Source organism: Flavobacterium sp. ZT3R18, from assembly GCF_007097385.1.
Classification (GTDB): Bacteria; Bacteroidota; Bacteroidia; order Flavobacteriales; family Flavobacteriaceae; genus Flavobacterium.
This window is the reverse complement of sequence record NZ_VJZS01000024.1, coordinates 1-17,027: the sequence shown is the minus strand read 5'-3', so window position 1 is coordinate 17,027 and position 17,027 is coordinate 1. Positions and strand designations below refer to the sequence as shown.

At 34.9% G+C, this 17,027-nt stretch carries 21 protein-coding genes; 13 read left to right on the top strand and 8 right to left on the bottom strand.

What is annotated here, in order from left to right:
- The first annotated feature begins 463 nt into the window (after nt 1-463).
- The 13 genes from FNW52_RS18045 (at nt 464) to FNW52_RS17985 (ending at nt 8,644) form a co-directional block, all read left to right on the top strand.
- On the top strand, nt 464-616 hold the full coding sequence (locus FNW52_RS18045; RefSeq protein ID WP_143378885.1) for a lmo0937 family membrane protein: 153 nt from the start codon (nt 464-466) through the stop codon (nt 614-616).
- A 235-nt stretch (nt 617-851) separates the two neighbouring features.
- A complete protein-coding gene (locus FNW52_RS18040; protein ID WP_143378884.1) occupies nt 852-1,691 on the top strand; it encodes an ice-binding protein in 840 nt (279 codons plus the stop codon).
- Between the two features lie 404 nt (nt 1,692-2,095).
- Nucleotides 2,096-2,542, top strand: coding sequence for a hypothetical protein (locus FNW52_RS18035; RefSeq protein ID WP_143378883.1), 447 nt, complete (start codon nt 2,096-2,098; stop codon nt 2,540-2,542).
- A gap of 11 nt (nt 2,543-2,553) precedes the next feature.
- Nucleotides 2,554-2,793 (top strand): hypothetical protein, encoded by a 240-nt coding sequence (locus FNW52_RS18030; RefSeq protein ID WP_143378882.1) that lies wholly within the window; start codon nt 2,554-2,556, stop codon nt 2,791-2,793.
- Nucleotides 2,790-3,179 (top strand): hypothetical protein, encoded by a 390-nt coding sequence (locus tag FNW52_RS18025; protein WP_143378881.1) that lies wholly within the window; start codon nt 2,790-2,792, stop codon nt 3,177-3,179. Before FNW52_RS18030 ends, FNW52_RS18025 begins: the two co-directional genes overlap by 4 nt.
- 114 nt (nt 3,180-3,293) lie before the next feature.
- Nucleotides 3,294-3,749: a low affinity iron permease family protein gene (locus FNW52_RS18020; protein WP_143378880.1), complete on the top strand. Its 456-nt coding sequence runs from the start codon at nt 3,294-3,296 to the stop codon at nt 3,747-3,749.
- A 481-nt stretch (nt 3,750-4,230) separates the two neighbouring features.
- Nucleotides 4,231-4,416 carry a CsbD family protein gene (locus FNW52_RS18015; RefSeq protein WP_143378879.1) on the top strand — a complete coding sequence of 62 codons (186 nt, stop codon included), beginning with the start codon at nt 4,231-4,233 and terminating at the stop codon, nt 4,414-4,416.
- A gap of 86 nt (nt 4,417-4,502) precedes the next feature.
- On the top strand, nt 4,503-4,967 hold the full coding sequence (locus FNW52_RS18010) for a hypothetical protein (RefSeq protein WP_143378878.1): 465 nt from the start codon (nt 4,503-4,505) through the stop codon (nt 4,965-4,967).
- Nucleotides 4,968-5,147: 180 nt separating this feature from the next.
- Complete coding sequence (locus tag FNW52_RS18005) at nt 5,148-5,303, top strand: lmo0937 family membrane protein (RefSeq protein WP_143378877.1); 156 nt, start codon at nt 5,148-5,150, stop codon at nt 5,301-5,303.
- A gap of 32 nt (nt 5,304-5,335) precedes the next feature.
- Nucleotides 5,336-5,614, top strand: a complete 279-nt coding sequence (locus tag FNW52_RS18000) for a YtxH domain-containing protein (RefSeq protein WP_143378876.1) — start codon at nt 5,336-5,338, stop codon at nt 5,612-5,614.
- A 218-nt stretch (nt 5,615-5,832) separates the two neighbouring features.
- On the top strand, nt 5,833-7,527 hold the full coding sequence (locus FNW52_RS17995; protein WP_143378875.1) for an ice-binding family protein: 1,695 nt from the start codon (nt 5,833-5,835) through the stop codon (nt 7,525-7,527).
- Between the two features lie 197 nt (nt 7,528-7,724).
- Entirely contained in the window at nt 7,725-8,198 is a 474-nt protein-coding gene (locus FNW52_RS17990) for a nuclear transport factor 2 family protein (protein WP_143378874.1), read from the top strand.
- The gene (locus FNW52_RS17985) at nt 8,198-8,644 is read left to right on the top strand and encodes a DUF1572 family protein (protein WP_143378873.1); all 447 of its coding nucleotides are present in this window, start codon (nt 8,198-8,200) and stop codon (nt 8,642-8,644) included. The genes FNW52_RS17990 and FNW52_RS17985 overlap by 1 nt, the downstream gene beginning before the upstream one ends.
- Here the strand turns inward: FNW52_RS17985 and FNW52_RS17980 are convergent.
- From FNW52_RS17980 to tnpA, 8 genes are all read right to left on the bottom strand, one after another.
- Entirely contained in the window at nt 8,641-9,684 is a 1,044-nt protein-coding gene (locus tag FNW52_RS17980; RefSeq protein ID WP_143378872.1) for an o-succinylbenzoate synthase, read from the bottom strand. The genes FNW52_RS17985 and FNW52_RS17980 overlap by 4 nt on opposite strands.
- A gap of 410 nt (nt 9,685-10,094) precedes the next feature.
- Nucleotides 10,095-10,682: a hypothetical protein gene (locus FNW52_RS17975; protein ID WP_143378871.1), complete on the bottom strand. Its 588-nt coding sequence runs from the start codon at nt 10,680-10,682 to the stop codon at nt 10,095-10,097.
- Between the two features lie 89 nt (nt 10,683-10,771).
- Nucleotides 10,772-11,971: a M48 family metallopeptidase gene (locus FNW52_RS17970; RefSeq protein WP_143378870.1), complete on the bottom strand. Its 1,200-nt coding sequence runs from the start codon at nt 11,969-11,971 to the stop codon at nt 10,772-10,774.
- Nucleotides 11,972-12,130: 159 nt separating this feature from the next.
- Nucleotides 12,131-12,808: a metal-dependent hydrolase gene (locus tag FNW52_RS17965; protein WP_143378869.1), complete on the bottom strand. Its 678-nt coding sequence runs from the start codon at nt 12,806-12,808 to the stop codon at nt 12,131-12,133.
- A 116-nt stretch (nt 12,809-12,924) separates the two neighbouring features.
- Entirely contained in the window at nt 12,925-13,887 is a 963-nt protein-coding gene (gene menA / locus FNW52_RS17960) for a 1,4-dihydroxy-2-naphthoate octaprenyltransferase (protein ID WP_143378868.1), read from the bottom strand.
- A 203-nt stretch (nt 13,888-14,090) separates the two neighbouring features.
- Complete coding sequence (locus FNW52_RS17955; RefSeq protein ID WP_143378867.1) at nt 14,091-15,605, bottom strand: PH domain-containing protein; 1,515 nt, start codon at nt 15,603-15,605, stop codon at nt 14,091-14,093.
- Nucleotides 15,605-16,126: a PH domain-containing protein gene (locus FNW52_RS17950; protein ID WP_143378866.1), complete on the bottom strand. Its 522-nt coding sequence runs from the start codon at nt 16,124-16,126 to the stop codon at nt 15,605-15,607. Before FNW52_RS17950 ends, FNW52_RS17955 begins: the two co-directional genes overlap by 1 nt.
- Nucleotides 16,127-16,180: 54 nt before the next feature.
- Nucleotides 16,181-16,645, bottom strand: coding sequence for an IS200/IS605 family transposase (gene tnpA / locus FNW52_RS17945; protein ID WP_143378865.1), 465 nt, complete (start codon nt 16,643-16,645; stop codon nt 16,181-16,183).
- Between the last annotated feature and the right edge of the window lie 382 nt (nt 16,646-17,027).

Sequence of the window (17,027 nt, the reverse complement as noted above, 5' to 3'; positions counted from 1 at the left end):
AGTACAGCAGCAAGGTAATAACCCACCAGCTCAACAGCAACGTGATGCTCAACCTCCTAAACAGCAGCCTACACAACAGCAACGTGATGATAGGCAACCTAAGCAACAACCAGTACAACAACAACAACAACAACAACAACAACAACAACAACAACGTGCACAGCATCAACGCGATGATCAGCCAACTAAACAACAGCCAACACAACAGCAAGGTAATAAACAGACAAAAAACACTAAACAAGACACTACTGGACATCAGAATAAGCAGCAACATTAATTGCTTCCTCTAGTGGTATAGTGCAAGATTTAGGCAAACCACAGACCTTAAAAAACAGGAATGACACAGCTTATTTCTAAAGTTTTGTTATACTTACAAAAATGTAAGTTGAATGTCTTTAAGTTAAACTTTTAAATCATTTTTTCAAGACCTTTTTTTTTATAGTTTCACAAAAAAACAAATATCATGAACAATCTTCTTTACACAATCGCAGTAATTCTAATCCTTTTTTGGGCAATCGGATTCTTTGCATATAGCGCAGGTGGTCTCATTCATATACTGCTTATTATTGCAGTAATTGCTATATTGATGAGACTTATTCAGGGGAGAAAATTATAAAAACATCCCCTTGTAGCGTCATAAAATAGACGGGCGCTTTTAAGAACCATCCCGATTACTTTAATAAGTAGTCGGGATTTTGTTTTGTAAATACAACCTCATCTTTTGAAACGACAAACAGTATCAAATGTGTGAATGATGTAACTTATCCCTAAGATTGTATAACTTTTCCACTATCAAAAGGATTCATCTTTGCCTTGTGATAATGAAGTCACCATTAAATATTTAAATTATAATGATGCTAAAAAAAGTATTCCCAATCATAGCAATGCTACTGGTTGTATTAATGTCGAGTTGTAGCGAAGATTTGGGTAACAATGTATCTTCAGGTACATCATCTTCAACAGAAAAGCTAACTACTTTATCTTCAAAGATGATGTCTTCAACAGAAAAGTCAACTGATCTTCAAGCAGAAAATGTGGCGTTGACAGGAGTAGATCTTGGAATTTCGGGCGATTTTGTAATTCTGTCAAAAACAGGAATTACCGATGTCTATAAATCTGATGTTACAGGGGATGTTGGATCAAGTCCAATTACTGGTGCAGCTGTTCTGCTAAAATGTTCAGAAGTGGTAGGGACAATATACACAGTCGATGCTGCCGGTCCGCTTCCATGTAGCGTCACTAACGCCACTAGATTAACCACTTCCGTAGGTGATATGCAAACCGCATACGCTGACGCCTCAGGACGTTTGAACCCAGATTTCCTGAATTTGGGTGCCGGAAACATTGGAGGCATGACACTTATACCTGGTCTGTATAAATGGACGAGCGGAGTTCTTATCCCCGCAGATATTACTATTTCGGGAGGTCCGGACGATGTCTTTATATTCCAAGTTGCTGGAACCCTCGAAATGAGTTCTGCAGTACGAGTTACCTTGAGCGGAGGTGCACAAGCAAAGAATATTTACTGGGTATCAGCTGGAGCAGTTACCTTCGGAACGACCAGTCATTTTGAAGGAACTATTTTGGGGAAAACAGGTATTAATTTGAAGACAGGCGCAACCATAAACGGAAGACTGTTGGCGCAAACTGCCGTTACGCTTCAAATGAATACTGTTACACAACCACAATAAATTAGAGTGTTCCGTCTTTAAATAAGCTGACGCTTTTAATAACCATCCCGATTGCATAAAAGCAATCGGGATTTTGTTTTGAAAACATAGCTTCATCTTTCAAATTCAATGACTGTCATAATAGTTAAGACCTAACTCTAAAACACGTAAAAATCTATCGTGGTTCCAGGTTATGGAAGTTACAAACTACAACTTTTTAATACCGTTGAATTGTCTTTATGTAACTCTACACCCTTTTTAATCTGTTCTAGAAATAAATAATCTGTGAATTTTGAAACCTTTACAAGCAATACTATAACTTAATATAAAGATTTAGGTATCACCTTTGTAGTATCAAAGTTAAAGAGTATTTAACTCTCTTAACGGTAAAATGAAGTAGTTGAAAAACATTTAAAATAAAAAAAATGAAAACATTAAAACTAATTGCCATAACCCTATTTCTTTTTGCCTCAACGGCAAATCACGCACAAGTTTCCATAAATGTAAGTTTTGGAACACCACCACAATGGGGACCCGTTGGCTATTCTGAAGTGTCTTATTATTACTTGCCTGATGTTCAATCCTATTATGATATCCGTGAGGAACAATTTATTTTTTTAAGTAACGGAGTCTGGATCAGATCCTATAATTTACCCAATCGTTATAGAAACTATGATTTGTATAATGGCTATAAAGTGGTACTAAATGATTACCACGGATCGAGACCTTATGGCCATTACCAAGAACATAAAGTGAAATATTACAAAGGTTATAATAAAGGGCATCAAGAAACCTATAGAACATCATCTAATTATAACAATCATGACAATGGAAATCAAGGTAACAACGGTCATAAAAAAGACAAACATTAACTCCTAAAGTTATGGAAGATGCAAAAGAACTCAATACCCAAATCTTGAAGACAACAATGTTGATACGAAAGCAATTTCCTGAATTATCAAAATACCTTCTAGAAATGCCCGAAACCATTCCAGATGTCAAAAACCCTGAAATGAACAAACAAGTTCTAAAAGAATATCTGAATTCCTTAAAAGAAATCTTAGGTAAATATGCCCCTAATCACACCACTACTATTCAATACATTTTAAAACTAAAACAATGAAAACAGAAAAAAAATTAGGTATTTGGATGGATCATTCAATAGCCCACATCATAACTTTTACAAATAAATGGAAAGAATTGAAAACAATTGAATCCAATTTTACGCATCAAGATAAAGTAGACAGTCTTGCAAAAAGTGAATCGCTAATGCACAACAAAGAGCAACAACTACAAGCTGAATTCTATAAAAAACTAGAAACCGTTATTTTAAATCATAATGACGTACTACTCTTTGGTGCTACCGATGCAAAAACAGAGCTTTTTAATAAAATACAAAAAGACCATCGCTTTGCTAACATAAAAATAGAAGTCAAAGAAGCTGATAAAATGAATGAGATGGAACAAATCAGTTTTATATCAGACTATTTTGAGCCCGTAAAAGCATAAGAATGTTCTTGTAAAAAATTAAATTTAAAACAACCTGACCGTTCGTTGCAAATTTAGGATAAGCTCTGCTAATACATTGGCAGGGCTTTTATATTCCTTCTAAAATAAAATCTCATGAAAAGAACATATAGACATATCGAAATCATTTTCGAAAAACTGACATCGATTGCAACAAGCATTTTGGGCAACCCTATAACATTTATTTTAGCCTTAATCATGGTTTTATTTTGGTGGTTCAACAACTTCTTCAGAACCAATGATGTACACATACTTATTGGAGACATCATTTTTGGAGTTACGTTCTTGAGTTTATTTATTATCCAAAAATCCTTCAATCGATTCTCGGCTTCATTGCATCTAAAAATAAACGAATTGGTTTCCTCACACGAACCCGCTAGCAATGCAGTAATGAATGCCGAAATAAAAACAGAAAGAGAAATCACTGAATTATCTAAAGAATACTCCAATCTAGCCGAACAAATTAAGGAACTAAATGAAGAATTAGAAGAAGAGTTTAATGAAGAACTGGATCAGGCTTTGAATGATGAAGAAAATCATATCAAAGAGTGATAAAGACAAATTTTATTTCTGCCGCAATCCCCATCGCTCCCGATAATTATCGGGAACGGGCAATATCATTAAGCTAAGATTTTCTTGCTATACTTTTTCTAAATCTAGTTCTCGCAAAGACGCGAAGGCGCAAAGAGAACAGTTCTGAACTTTGCGCCTTCGCGTCTTTGCGAGGTGGAATTTTTATTCTAAAAAAAGCAATATAAAATGACGTATTATTCTCGCATGTTAATTTTGTTAAATAATTATCTTTCAATTGATTAAATAAAAATGTCAATGGTAGAAACAATAAATCTTAATGACATTGCGCTATCGGGATTGCGGCATTATTTGCTAGATTTCTTTGTGTTTAAGTAAACCGGAACAGTTACAAAAACTGTAAATAATATAACTCTTTGCAAGAATTTCACAACACTTTTTAATCGTAATGAACGCACCTTTGTATAGTTGTGAAAATGGTTTCACAATTAATTTAAAAAAGATGAACACAACAGAACTAAAAGGAAACTGGGAAGAACAAAAAGGGAAATTGAAACAAAAATTTGCCGCCTTGACAGATAACGATTTACTATTTGTCGAAGGAAAAAAAGAAGAAATGATGGGAAAACTTCAAATCAAACTGGGGAAAACCAAAGAAGAGCTTCACAAAATCATACAAGCACTTTAAGATAGTGATTGTAAGTTGTATCCATTTAAACTCTTCAGGAAATCAAGTGGATACAACTTTTACCAAAAAACTAAAAAAATAATAAAATGAAAAAATCAATTTTCACCCTTGCAATTGCCACTTTCGTGATTGGATCAGTCCTTACGAGTTGTAAACCAAATACAGATAAAGAACAAACTGCTCAAGAAAGTGTTGACAGTGCAAAAGTAGCCGTAACAGCTGCCGAAGCCGATTTGGATCAAGCAAGAAGAGTCGCTACAGCCGAAGAATGGCAAGCCTTTAAAGACGAAACCAATACTAAAATTAACGACAACAACGCCAAAATAGCCGAGTTGAAATTGAAAATCAAAAAAACGGGAAAAGATATCGACAAAGCGTATCAAAAAAGTATCGATACTATGGAACAAAAAAATAAAGATCTAAAAGTCAAAATTGATTCATACAAGAATGATGTCAATAGTGATTGGAAATCTTTTAAAAGAGAATTCAACCATGATATGGATGAACTTGGTCAAAGTCTAAAAGACTTTACCGTGAATAATAAGAATTAAATTGAGCCATTTAGTCCTTGGTAATTAGTGAAGAGTAATTAGCCTTTAAACTATCTCTAAAAACAATTTCAGTTATATTTTTTAAATTCTGAATACATTCAAGTCATAACACCTAATTCAAAGCTATTCACTAATCATCAAATAGATGTCCAATTATTAATTTTATAAAAAATAGAAATCATGAACAATCTTCTTTACACAGTAGCAGTACTACTAATCATTTTTTGGGCAATCGGATTCTTTGCCTATAGTGCTGGATCTATAATACACATACTGCTTGTAATTGCTGTAATCGCAATATTATTAAGACTAATCCAAGGTAGAAACATTTTATAAGAAACAATACAAATCATTAAATATAAATAATTATGAAAGCAGATAAAATCGCATTAGGAGTTTTGGGTGGTATTGCCACAGGAGCTATATTAGGAATATTGTTTGCTCCTGCAAAAGGATCAAAAACAAGAAAAAGAATTCTAAACAAAAGCTGCAATTACGCTGATGAAATCAAAGATAAAATTGAAAATTTATCTGGAACCATCAAAAATAATTATGACAAAATACTTCAAGAAGGTAGAGATCTAATTACTGATGGAAAATCAAAATTTGATGACAGCAGAAACGAAATGAAAAATATAAGTATTTAAATTTTGAATTCGTTACTCCTAAGAACACCATTAAAAGCCAAACTGCATCAAAAGTAGTTTGGCTTTTTTTATAGAATATCAGCAAAAAAAAAAAACACTTCTATCTAATTATCAAAACAATAGACTGCGAATTATATAACTAACGCCTGCAATTCTATAACATCTTTTTAGGAGAATCAATCAACCTTTGTCCTATAAACAATCTAGTCCATAAAAAAATGAATACTAAAAACCTATTTTCGACAATTGCAATGGCCGTTGTTGTTTTGATTTCGGGATGCTCAAAGGATGATGTACAAGAATCTACTGGCGAATCTCCCATTGTAGCATCGGCTAATCCAGAAAATGGCACTACAAATGTTCCTCTGAACAAAACCATTTCAGTAGATTTCAACCAAGAAATGAAAGCTTCTACTTTTGATCTGGCTTCATTTACTTTACAGGGGACTACTTTGGTTGCCGGAACAGTTTCCTTTAGCGGAAAAACAGCTACGTTTAGTCCAACAGCTCCACTTACGGCAAATACAACCTATACGGGGACGATTAAAACAACTGTCCAAAATATAATGGGCAACACCTTAGCCGCTGATTATGTTTGGACTTTTAGTACGGGTGCTTCACTAAATCCAATGGTAATTTCAACAGATCCTATCACTAAAGCTACCAATGTAGTGTTGAATAAAATAGTCGCTGCAAATTTTAATATGCCAATGAATCAAGCCACTATAAATGCTAGCACCTTTACAATCAAACAAGGAACAATAGTCGTTGCAGGAAGCGTTTCATATTCAGGTACAACAGCGTATTTTAAATCAAGTGTTCCTTTAATGGCAAATATGATATATACAGCTACGATTACTACAGAAGCCAAAAATATACAAGGAACAGCATTAGTCAATAATTACGTTTGGACGTTTACTACAGGCGCTACTACTGCACCAATGATACTCTCAACTGACCCTATAGATAACGCAACGGCTATATCGCTTAACAAAACGATTTCGGCTACCTTTAATATCGCTATTGATCCCACAACTATTAATGATAAAACATTTACAGTAAAAAATGGCACTACACTATTAACTGGGGTTGTTTCCTACACAGGTACAACAGCTACATTTGACCCAAGTACGGATCTTGTACCTGGAACAACCTATACCGCAACAATTTCTGGAGCCAAAAATATGGAGGGTATAGCTATAGCCAATGATTACGTTTGGAACTTTAGCACCAGTTCTTCTTTAATCGGTACTATCGTAAATCTAGGATCAGCAGAACGATTCGGAATTCTAGCAGGCGTAGGAGTCAGTAATAACGCTGGTTTTAGCGAAATTAGAAATATGGATGTGGGGATAAGTCCCGGTGTACGTTCTTCGGTTACTGGATTTCCACCTGCAATCATCGTAGAAGGCGCCATTTATGCATCTAATGATATTGCACCTCCTGGTATAAGTGCCATGCTGATAAAAGCCAAACAAGACTTAACAAATGCCTATCTTTTTGCCGAAGGAGCCTCTACACCGGCACCAGCAACAGTTTCTGGCGATCAAGGCGGTAAAACACTGGCACCTGGTATTTACAAATCGACTTCTACTCTATTAATCCAATCTGGAGATTTAACTCTTGATGCACAAGGAGATGCTAATGCAGTTTGGATTTTTCAGGTAGCCTCCGACTTTACAACTGTAGGTGGAGCTGGCGGAAATGTAATCCTAAGCGGCGGCGCTCAAGCAAAAAATATCTTTTGGCAAGTGGGTAGATCCGCAACAATAGGAAACTATACTACATTCAAAGGAAACATATTAGCCTTGACTTCTATAACCATGAATTCACATGCCACTGCTCAAGGCAGAATGCTGGCTAGAAATGGAGCTATTGTTATGACCCATACTAATATTATCTCAAAACCTTAATTTAGAAAGATAAATTAAATAAGCATAACGTGTAACTAAATGACAATGAGGATAGGTAATTTAAAAACCTACCCTCATTTTTTTTAAATTTTTAATACTGTTTATTCTAAAAATAGAAACTTTTTTCATGTTAAAAATCAAAACGTACTAATTAACTTAAAAAAAATTACTACATTTACTTTCTAACTGTAGCAAAAATGAACGAAAACGAACAAACCATTTATAAATTTTATACCGCTTTCGCCAATGCTGACGTAAAATCAATGTGCGAATGCTATCATCCTAACGTTCAGTTTCTTGACCCTGCTTTTGGATTATTAAAGGGGAATGACGCCCACCAAATGTGGAAGATGTTGATTGAAAAGAGCAAAGGCAATATTAAAATCGAATTTTCAGACATTAAAGCAGATCAGTACATGGGATCTACAAATTGGGTTGCAACCTATAATTTCAGCAAAACCAATAGAAAAGTAGTCAATCAAATTGAAGCTAATTTTCAATTTAAGGATGGCTTAATTATCAAACATACGGATGAGTTTGATATCTGGAAATGGTCTAAGCAAGCATTGGGTTTCAAAGGACTCTTATTGGGATGGACAGGTTTTATGGAAAAAAAGATTCAAAAACAAGCGATCTCCTCTTTAAAACACTACCAAGAAACAGTATTATAATGGCAATTGAAACTTTAAAAACCCTATTCAACCGAGATCTTAATAAACTAAAATTAGAAATCGGGTCGTACCAAAATGAAAGTAAAATTTGGTCTATCGATAAAAACATATCGAATTCAGCAGGGAATCTTTGCTTGCATTTAATTGGGAATCTAAACACCTACATTGGCGCCCAAATAGGAAAAACAAATTATATCAGGAATAGAGAACTGGAGTTTTCACAAAAAGACATTCCGCAAGCAGTGTTAATAACCCAAATTGAAGCAACAATACAAACGGTTAACGAAGCACTTCTTCTATTGACTGATGCTGATTTAAGAAAAGAATATCCACTTTTAGTTTTTGAAACAAAGACCTCAACAGCATTTTTATTGATACATCTCACGACACACCTTGCCTACCATTTAGGGCAAATCAATTACCACAGACGCTTGTTGGACAATTAAAAACAATCCAAACTAAACTCCCAAATTCCATTCTTATTATACCACAATTGCCCTTGCGAAACTTGCAACGGACAGTCAAAATTATTGGTATATAATGCTCCCGTACCTAATCCTTGCGGCATCAAATTATGTTGTAAAAACGTCCATTGTGCGATCGCATTTAGACCGATATTACTTTCTAAAGCTGAGGTAATCCACCAGCCAATATTATGTTTTTCGGCCAAGGAAATCCACTCCTGCGTACCTCGAAAACCACCGATAAAACTAGGCTTCAAAATGATGTACTGCGGCTTAATCTTAATCAATAATGCTTCTTTTTCAGCTCTTGTAAAAACACCAATCAGCTCTTCATCTAACGCAATAGGAAAAGGGGTGGTTTTACACAGCTCTGCCATACTGTCAGTATTGTTTTTTTTAACAGGCTGCTCAATACTATGCAATACAAAACCAGCTAGTTGATTCAATTTACTTAAAGCTTCATTCGAATCAAAAGCACCGTTCGCATCTACCCTAATTTCGACTTGCTCTGGAGTAAAATGTTCCCGAATAAATCGCAATAATTGGAGTTCTTTATCAAAATCAATAGCACCAATTTTGAGTTTTATGCAGCGATAGCCGTCAGCGAGTTTTTCTTCGATTTGTTGCATCATAAAAGCCTCCTCTCCCATCCAAACCAAACCATTAATTGGGATCGATTTCGTGCCATTCGTAAAGTCGGAAGGAAAGAGCAAAAAAGGAGTTTCACTAGCCAAAGATTGGAACGCCATTTCGACTCCAAACTGTATCGAAGGAAACTCAATTAAAGCTTCCCAAAGTTGATCTTTTCCGAGATGAATATTGGCGCAGGTCCATTGCAATTTCTCTTCGTAATCGGGACGATCGTCAATACTCAAACCTCTAAGAATTCCACACTCGCCTATTCCCTTTTTACCTTCTTGCTCTAAGACAATAAACCAAGTTTCTTTTTCGGTCATCACACCTCGAGAAGTTCCAGATGGGCGTTTGAAATTGAGGATGTATTTGTGGTAAGTGGCGAGCATAGTTTAGGAGTTTAGGAGTTTAGGAGTTTAGGAGTTTAGGAGTTTAGGAGTTTAGGAGTTTAGGAGTTTAGGAGTTTAGGAGTTTAGGAGTTTAGGAGTTTAGGAGTTTAGGAGTTTAGGAGTTTAGGAGTTTAGGAGTTTAGGAGTTTAGGAGTTTAGGAGTTTAATGAATTTGCTTTGCAAATTCATTTCGGTATTGTCGACATACTTAGTGAGATTGCTTCGTCCCTCGCAAAGACCACGAACGCATTTACCGAAACTAATTACTACCCACTTCCAACAGTTACTACAAGTAGTTTATGACTAAATTAAGCCTTACATTCTGATTAATCAAATTCTCATAAATACAAACCATTGCCTAATTTAAGCCAACTATCCAAATCACTTGTGCATCTGTCATAAACCGTATTCTATTTTGATAATATCGATGTTATTCCAATTGCAAGCAACATTGAGATTACTGTACTTAGAAAGCTAGCAATGAAAACAACCGCATTATTCCTAGATTGCTTTGTGAAAAATTTAATTGTAAAATAACAGATTATATAGACACCAACTAATGGAAAAAAAACTAGTCTTCCAAAAAAGGAAATTGCCAAAATCAAGAATATACAGCCTAAAACACTTCCAAGAATTATTCCAAAAATACTTCCAAAAATAGTTTTAGAAGTAATTGTTCTATCAGCGATAATAGCTTGATATTCGACTAATTTCCGCTCAATTAAATACTCTAGTTCATCTTTAGATAAAATATCTGACTGCACCGAATTTTTAATAGCATCTTTATTCAATCCATTGCTATTCAACAAACGTATCTCTTTTGCTATTCTTCCAATTTCGGTTTGATTAATCCTCTGAATCTCAATTTGTCTCAAAAATTTTTCCAAACCACCTCTGCTTTCAATTTCAGTTAGAATTCCTGCATCAGCTTTTCCCGAATAATCCATCATTGTTGAGTAAGCTTCCTTTAAATCTTCATCGGAATATTTTTTATACATATCAGTTAATTATTTTTTTAAACAATATCATGAAAATGTTCTTTTTTTCACGTTAGATACCATATGCCTTATAACTATCTACTGCACAACTACCCCTTCATCAACTTCAACACTCTCTCAAAATCCTCGCTCTGAATTCCTGCTTTTTGGAAAGCCTTGAAATCTTGTTCTGTTTTTTGAGTCCAACTCAAACTATCGGTAACGTTTTGTTTTTGGTATTTTTTGTATATCGGTTTGGCTTCTTTGTAATTGTCGTTTAGCAAATAAGCATGCGCCAAATTCAACTTGATCAACAACTCTGTATCATCGAGTTTTTCTCCGTCTTTCAGGTATTTGATCGCTTTTCCGTATTGTTTGGTCAAAAGATAACTGGTTCCAATTGCGTTGTAATCTAAAGCCGTTGCTTTTCCGTCATTGATTATTACCGTTAATTTCGCTATTGCATCGCCGTTTCTGCCTTGTTTTGCCAAAAGCGATGCTTGGTTGCGCAAATCAGCATAAACCCCGTTAGAAGTACTCGTTTCTCCAAAACAACTATTCCCGGAATCTTTAAAAACTTTAGAACGTTCTACTGGCAATAATTTTTGAAATTCCTGAAACTTATATTTGGTTTGGATTTTATCCAATATGCAAACGCAAAAATCATCTGAATTGGTCATTTTTTGCGCCAAATTGGAGGTTTTGCATTGTTCGATGATGTTTTTTCTATTATCAAGACTCCATCCTCGGCTTAATTTTTTATCCACCCAAGGCACGACTTCCAAAATGATTTTTTGATTCATGATCCAGTTTTTGCTTTCAAAACCAAACCACATGGCATTTCCTTTCAAACAGGTTGATTTTTCAATAGAAAGACGTTTAGCATCTTTACTGACTGGTTCGTCCTGAAACAAACACGATTCGAGTGTTTTCCCTGTTTCTTTGAACCGTGAAGCCAAGTCATTTGACGAAAAAATAGCATAAGTGCATTTATCTTCCCCAGATATTTTGGACAAAACAAAAACAGCTCCCGCAGAGCCTTGACTAATCCCCGTAGGATCCGGAATCGATTTTAAAACCGAAACCAAACTGCTGGCCAATTGCTGATTTTGGTCTAAAAGTGTGATTCTATAAACAACCTCAGTGGTTCCCAGAGGCAAGTCTTCGGTTTTGATAATGATTCGGTCTCTTGCCGAAACGCTGATTTCTTTGGTGGTGGATCTGTCTTTATCCCAATACCCGTCTTGCTGCGAGAATGTGATACTTGTGAAAAACAGCGCACTAAATAAAAGAAAATGTTTGGTTTTCATTATAAAAATATTGATCTAATTTAAAAATAAATGATCTTGTAATCTGGGATGCCCTAGCCCTGATAGAAGCGGTATCCTTTTTTGAAGCGATTTTTCTTCGCTTAAAAAAGATACAAGCGGATAGCAGGAATAGCTCCTAATCCTTTTTGTTGCATTGAATTACAACTCGATAAAACTACCAATTTCCAGCAGCATCAAGTCTTTTCCTTTGTCAAAGAATTTCTTGATAGCTTCCTCGTGATTGATCTCAATGTAACCAAATGTATCGTAATGGATTCCGAGAATTTTATCGCATTCTACAAAATCGGAAGCAATTATGGCGTCATTTACATCCATTGTAAAATTATCCCCGATTGGCAAAATCGCCAAATCAAGCTTGATTCTCATCGGAATCAATTTCATATCCATCGTAAGAGCAGTATCGCCAGCAATGTAAATATTTTTATGCTCGCCTTCGATCACAAAACCGCCAGGATTCCCACCATTGCTGCCATCCGGAAAAGAACTGGAATGCACTGCATTGACGTATTTTAGTTTTCCGAAATCGAAATTCCAACTTCCGCCATGATTCATGGGGTGTGATTTAAACCCTTTTTTAGCATAATGTCCTGCAATTTCGGCATTGGAAACAATTACCGCATTGGTTCTTTTCGCAATGACTTCGACATCCAGAATGTGATCTCCATGAGCGTGGGTTAGCAGAATAAAATCGGCTTTCAAGGTGTTGATGTCAATATGAGCCGCCTTTGGATTGGCCGAAATATAAGGATCAACGAGTATGTGCTTGCCACTCACTTCAATTCCTAAAGAGGCGTGACCGTAGAATGTTATTTTCATTTTCTATAAATTTAAAAAAGCAAAAAAAGCAAAAATATCTAAAAAAAAATACCGCTAGTTATCGAAATTGATTTTTGATATTGAGATTGCCATTGCTATTGATTTTTGACATTGAATTACCTTCCGCCCAAGAAAACATTCACAATGATATCTGAGATTAAAGAAATCATACTTACAGACAACAATATAGAAAGCAGGAAAGTACTTAAGGCTACTTTCTTTAATTCTGGATCTAAAAGCTTGGCATCTGTATTTTTAGAAACCGTAATTAAATGTTTAGTTAAAGGAATATAAGCCAATAAAAACAAGTATTGATCAAAACGAAAACTACTCAATATGGCAAAAACAACCACACAAACCATAGCTGAAACGATTAGGAAATAATGGTATTTTTTGGCTTTCTTTCCGCCCATTTTTACCACTATGGTGTTCTTTCCCGCTTTTCTATCCGAGGCTTCATCACGCATGTTATTCAAATTCAGAACCCCTACGCTCAGTAAACCAATTGCTGTAGCAGGCAAAACAAGAATAAAATCCAATTGTTTTGAATATAAAAAGTTAACGCCTAACGTACTTACCAATCCAAAGAAAATGAAGACAAACAAATCCCCATATCCTCGATACCCATAAGCCGAATTACCAACAGTATAACGGATTGCCGAAGCGATTGCCACAATTCCTAATATTAAATAAAATAGCGAATAAACTAAATTACTCTCTCCGAAGGCAACATAAATCAAGAATATTGCCGAAAACAACGTTAGAGTTGCAGTAATCACCAAAGCACGTTTCATCGCTTGAGGAGTTATCACACCACTCTGTATAGCACGTTTTGGCCCTACTCTGTCTTCGTTATCGGTTCCTTTGACACCATCTCCATAATCATTGGCAAAATTAGACAGCACTTGCAGTCCTAAAGTAGTCAATAATGCAAAGGCAAATATCTCCCAATTGAAAACATCTGTTGGGGTAAGTACATTATCTGTAGGGTTTGCCAGTGCATACATACTCCCCACTATAATCCCAGAAACGGATAATGGTAATGTTCTTAATCGTGCGGCTTCAATCCAGTGTTTCATGTTTTTTATTTAATTGTTTAAAAAGTTTAAGGGTTTAAAAGTTTAGACAGTTACCTCTAATTCTATATTCTATTCTCTCTGTTCTATTTTCTTTGTTCTATTCTCTATTCTCTATTCTCTATTCTCTATTCTCTATTCTCTATTCTCTATTCTCTATTCTCTATTCTCTATTCTCTATTCTTCCATCTTCCATCTTCTCCCCATCACATCCAATTACTGTCGGACGTTTCTATTTCGTACAACCAAAGATTGACGTATTGTTTTATAGCTGTAAAATTACCTAATTGAAAAGCAATATTACCTCCAGCGGTATGCAAAGTTAAGGAACCAATATTGATATTTTTGTGCCAAAAGAGTTGCGACACGGTAATCGCCTGAATTTTACTAGGTTCGATAATTTCATTACTGACGTCCCAAGCGCCACTTTGCAGGATTATAAAATCATCATTGATGAAAAGTCTATTGTTTTTGAAAATAAAAAACTGAATCAGTCCCATAAAAACAACAAAAAACGCTGCCAGATAATCAATCATTGGCATTTGTGTTACCACTAAATCTCTAACAAAATAAAAGGCTAGCAACGGCAAACCGATACTTAGAAAAACAGAAAACCCTAGTTTTCTAAAATTGGGTTTTAACATGACTCCTTTTTCGGGTATTTTTTGGAACAACAATTTCAAAATAGCGTCTTTTTCCAGTTTATCACAACCCGGAATTTCGATAGCCGATTTGCGTTCTTCTTTTTCCCCACTTGTGGCTTGTTTGATTTTAAGCTCTAAAACATTCATTTTCTTTTGAAAAAAATTTTGTCTAACACTTGTAATTTGGACCTTTTCGGGTTTTACAATCGTACTTCTGGTATTCAACAATCCGAAAGAAAGCAACAAAGATCCTTTTTGTCTGGCAATTTTATAATCAAAATAAGTAAATACCGTTTTGACCAAATTAATAACAATTACAGCAAGAAAAAAAACAATAAACAGCATCAAAAAAGCATAAGCGACTTGGCTTTTAGCGACATAATCTTCGATGTTCCCATCGTGTAAAATATCCCTTCCCGTGATTTGTTTGATATAATCGAAAAGCGTGATAAAAAAAGCCAATAAAACAAAAAAGCTTTTTACGTAGTTTGAAGTAATTCCAATTTTCAATAAGCTTAAAAAACTGATTTTTATAAAGGGAATATCGGCATCTACAACTCTTTCTGTTGAAACTACTGTTGAAACACTATCTAAATTTTCAACTTCAACCTTCTTCTCATTCTCCAGCAATCGGGCTTTCAAGTCTAATGCCAATACATGCGAAATTGCTTTTATATCTCCCTCTTTTTTATTGGATCCAGCAGTATCTACAGCCAATTCATAAACACCAACCATTCTTTGAACAAAAGACTGATTGATATTTACTTGTTGGATTTTATGAAGTTGTATCGCAGTTTTGGTTTTGTTGAAAACCCCTTCGGTTATAATAAACTCATCGTTTTCGGAATCAATATAAAAAGTAAAGTTTCTATATCTTAAATAAGCAACTATTCCGATAACGGCAAAAACCGCTACCGTTCCCGCCAACAAATACCCCTTGTTAATTTCATCGAATTTAAAAATCCAAATAACCAGAATGGGCCAAAACGCCTTTGCATATCCCTGAAGCGAATAGACAAACATGACAAAAATCCCCACAATGGATTGCCTCTGCGGCTGACTAAAATCATCTCCCATTATAATTGCTTTTGAATTTTACCCATCAACAGTTGTTTGATATTTTCAGCTTCTTCTTTGGCTATGCCAGGAATTTCTATATCACTCGAACTTCCTCCGGCAGTAAAGATTTCTATTTTGGCCAAACCAAAAAACCTTGAAATTAATCCTTCATGTAAAGCTACGTGCTGCACTCTATTATATGGAATTACAAGCGTGTTAGTTGCGATTATTCCCTGTCTATACAAGACATCGTGATTTCTAAATGCAAATCCTTTTTTCTTAAAACCTATTCTCGAAAAGAATAACACGACAACTATCAGGCAAACAAAAGCAATACTAAATTCCAATACAAATGGAGCAAGGATGTCATTAAAAAACAAAGTAAGTCCTATTCCCACACCTATAATCAAAAAGAAAACTGTTAGGCTTATCAAAGTTACTTTCCAATAATTGGGATGTAAAACAGAGAATTGCACTTCTTCGAATTTTGGAAGTTGAGTTGTATCGATGGTTTCGTTTGTGAAGTTTTCTTCAATCATAATAATTTGGGTTATCTACTTATCGCCTATGTAATTTTTATTCTAAAAAGAGTATTAATCCTCAATCCATTCAAATAAATATTTCTCATCGTATTCAATTTCAAATTTCTTCAAAAAATCTAAATATTCTTCTTTGAATGTTTTTTTATGGTGATGTTCTTCTTGATTAAAAATGTATTGATAAACAGAGTCTATTTGGGAATGTGAATAAGAAAATGCACCATACCCCTCTTGCCACGAAAACTTACCTTGAATAAATTTTTGTTCATTAATAAAATTGGTAGTGTTATTTTTTACATCTCTTATCAAATCAGATATAGACATTGATGGCTTCAAACCTATAAACAAATGCACATGATCCTCAACACCATTTACTATGATCGATTTCTGGTTTTTACCCTTGATAATTCCAGCCATATATTTAAAAACCTCATCTCTCCACGGTTTTTGCAATAGATTTTGTCTCCCTTTTACAGCAAATACAACCTGAATATAAACTTGAGAAAATGTTCCTGACATAGCGATAGTGTTATTGGTTTGTTTTATTGGTAAAAAATCCGAAGATAAAGATTATAAAATATTTCCAAATATGCAATTCAAAATCCAGAAGACGCAAAATTATTATAGAAAAACCATATCAAACCCATCCAAAACCCCGAAGGGGTGAAATGATTATAGAAAAACCATATCAAACCCATCCAAAACCCCGAAGGGGTGAAATGATTATAGAAAAACCGTATCAAACCCATCCAAAACCCCGAAGGGGTGAAATGATTATAGAAAAACCATATCAAACCCATCCAAAACCCCGAAGGGGGTGAAATGATTATAGAAAAACCATATCAAACCCACCCAAAACCCCGAAGGGGTGAAATGATTATAGAAAAACCATATCAAACCC

What these genes read in the sequence shown, in the direction of transcription:
- FNW52_RS18045 (WP_143378885.1), top strand. Translation starts at nt 464, where the DNA reads ATGAACAATCTTCTTTACACAATCGCAGTAATTCTAATCCTTTTTTGG.
- FNW52_RS18040 (WP_143378884.1), top strand. Translation starts at nt 852, where the DNA reads ATGATGCTAAAAAAAGTATTCCCAATCATAGCAATGCTACTGGTTGTA.
- FNW52_RS18035 (WP_143378883.1), top strand. Translation starts at nt 2,096, where the DNA reads ATGAAAACATTAAAACTAATTGCCATAACCCTATTTCTTTTTGCCTCA.
- FNW52_RS18030 (WP_143378882.1), top strand. Translation starts at nt 2,554, where the DNA reads ATGGAAGATGCAAAAGAACTCAATACCCAAATCTTGAAGACAACAATG.
- FNW52_RS18025 (WP_143378881.1), top strand. Translation starts at nt 2,790, where the DNA reads ATGAAAACAGAAAAAAAATTAGGTATTTGGATGGATCATTCAATAGCC.
- FNW52_RS18020 (WP_143378880.1), top strand. Translation starts at nt 3,294, where the DNA reads ATGAAAAGAACATATAGACATATCGAAATCATTTTCGAAAAACTGACA.
- FNW52_RS18015 (WP_143378879.1), top strand. Translation starts at nt 4,231, where the DNA reads ATGAACACAACAGAACTAAAAGGAAACTGGGAAGAACAAAAAGGGAAA.
- FNW52_RS18010 (WP_143378878.1), top strand. Translation starts at nt 4,503, where the DNA reads ATGAAAAAATCAATTTTCACCCTTGCAATTGCCACTTTCGTGATTGGA.
- FNW52_RS18005 (WP_143378877.1), top strand. Translation starts at nt 5,148, where the DNA reads ATGAACAATCTTCTTTACACAGTAGCAGTACTACTAATCATTTTTTGG.
- FNW52_RS18000 (WP_143378876.1), top strand. Translation starts at nt 5,336, where the DNA reads ATGAAAGCAGATAAAATCGCATTAGGAGTTTTGGGTGGTATTGCCACA.
- FNW52_RS17995 (WP_143378875.1), top strand. Translation starts at nt 5,833, where the DNA reads ATGAATACTAAAAACCTATTTTCGACAATTGCAATGGCCGTTGTTGTT.
- FNW52_RS17990 (WP_143378874.1), top strand. Translation starts at nt 7,725, where the DNA reads ATGAACGAAAACGAACAAACCATTTATAAATTTTATACCGCTTTCGCC.
- FNW52_RS17985 (WP_143378873.1), top strand. Translation starts at nt 8,198, where the DNA reads ATGGCAATTGAAACTTTAAAAACCCTATTCAACCGAGATCTTAATAAA.
- FNW52_RS17980 (WP_143378872.1), bottom strand. Translation starts at nt 9,684, where the DNA reads ATGCTCGCCACTTACCACAAATACATCCTCAATTTCAAACGCCCATCT.
- FNW52_RS17975 (WP_143378871.1), bottom strand. Translation starts at nt 10,682, where the DNA reads ATGTATAAAAAATATTCCGATGAAGATTTAAAGGAAGCTTACTCAACA.
- FNW52_RS17970 (WP_143378870.1), bottom strand. Translation starts at nt 11,971, where the DNA reads ATGAAAACCAAACATTTTCTTTTATTTAGTGCGCTGTTTTTCACAAGT.
- FNW52_RS17965 (WP_143378869.1), bottom strand. Translation starts at nt 12,808, where the DNA reads ATGAAAATAACATTCTACGGTCACGCCTCTTTAGGAATTGAAGTGAGT.
- menA (WP_143378868.1), bottom strand. Translation starts at nt 13,887, where the DNA reads ATGAAACACTGGATTGAAGCCGCACGATTAAGAACATTACCATTATCC.
- FNW52_RS17955 (WP_143378867.1), bottom strand. Translation starts at nt 15,605, where the DNA reads ATGGGAGATGATTTTAGTCAGCCGCAGAGGCAATCCATTGTGGGGATT.
- FNW52_RS17950 (WP_143378866.1), bottom strand. Translation starts at nt 16,126, where the DNA reads ATGATTGAAGAAAACTTCACAAACGAAACCATCGATACAACTCAACTT.
- tnpA (WP_143378865.1), bottom strand. Translation starts at nt 16,645, where the DNA reads ATGTCAGGAACATTTTCTCAAGTTTATATTCAGGTTGTATTTGCTGTA.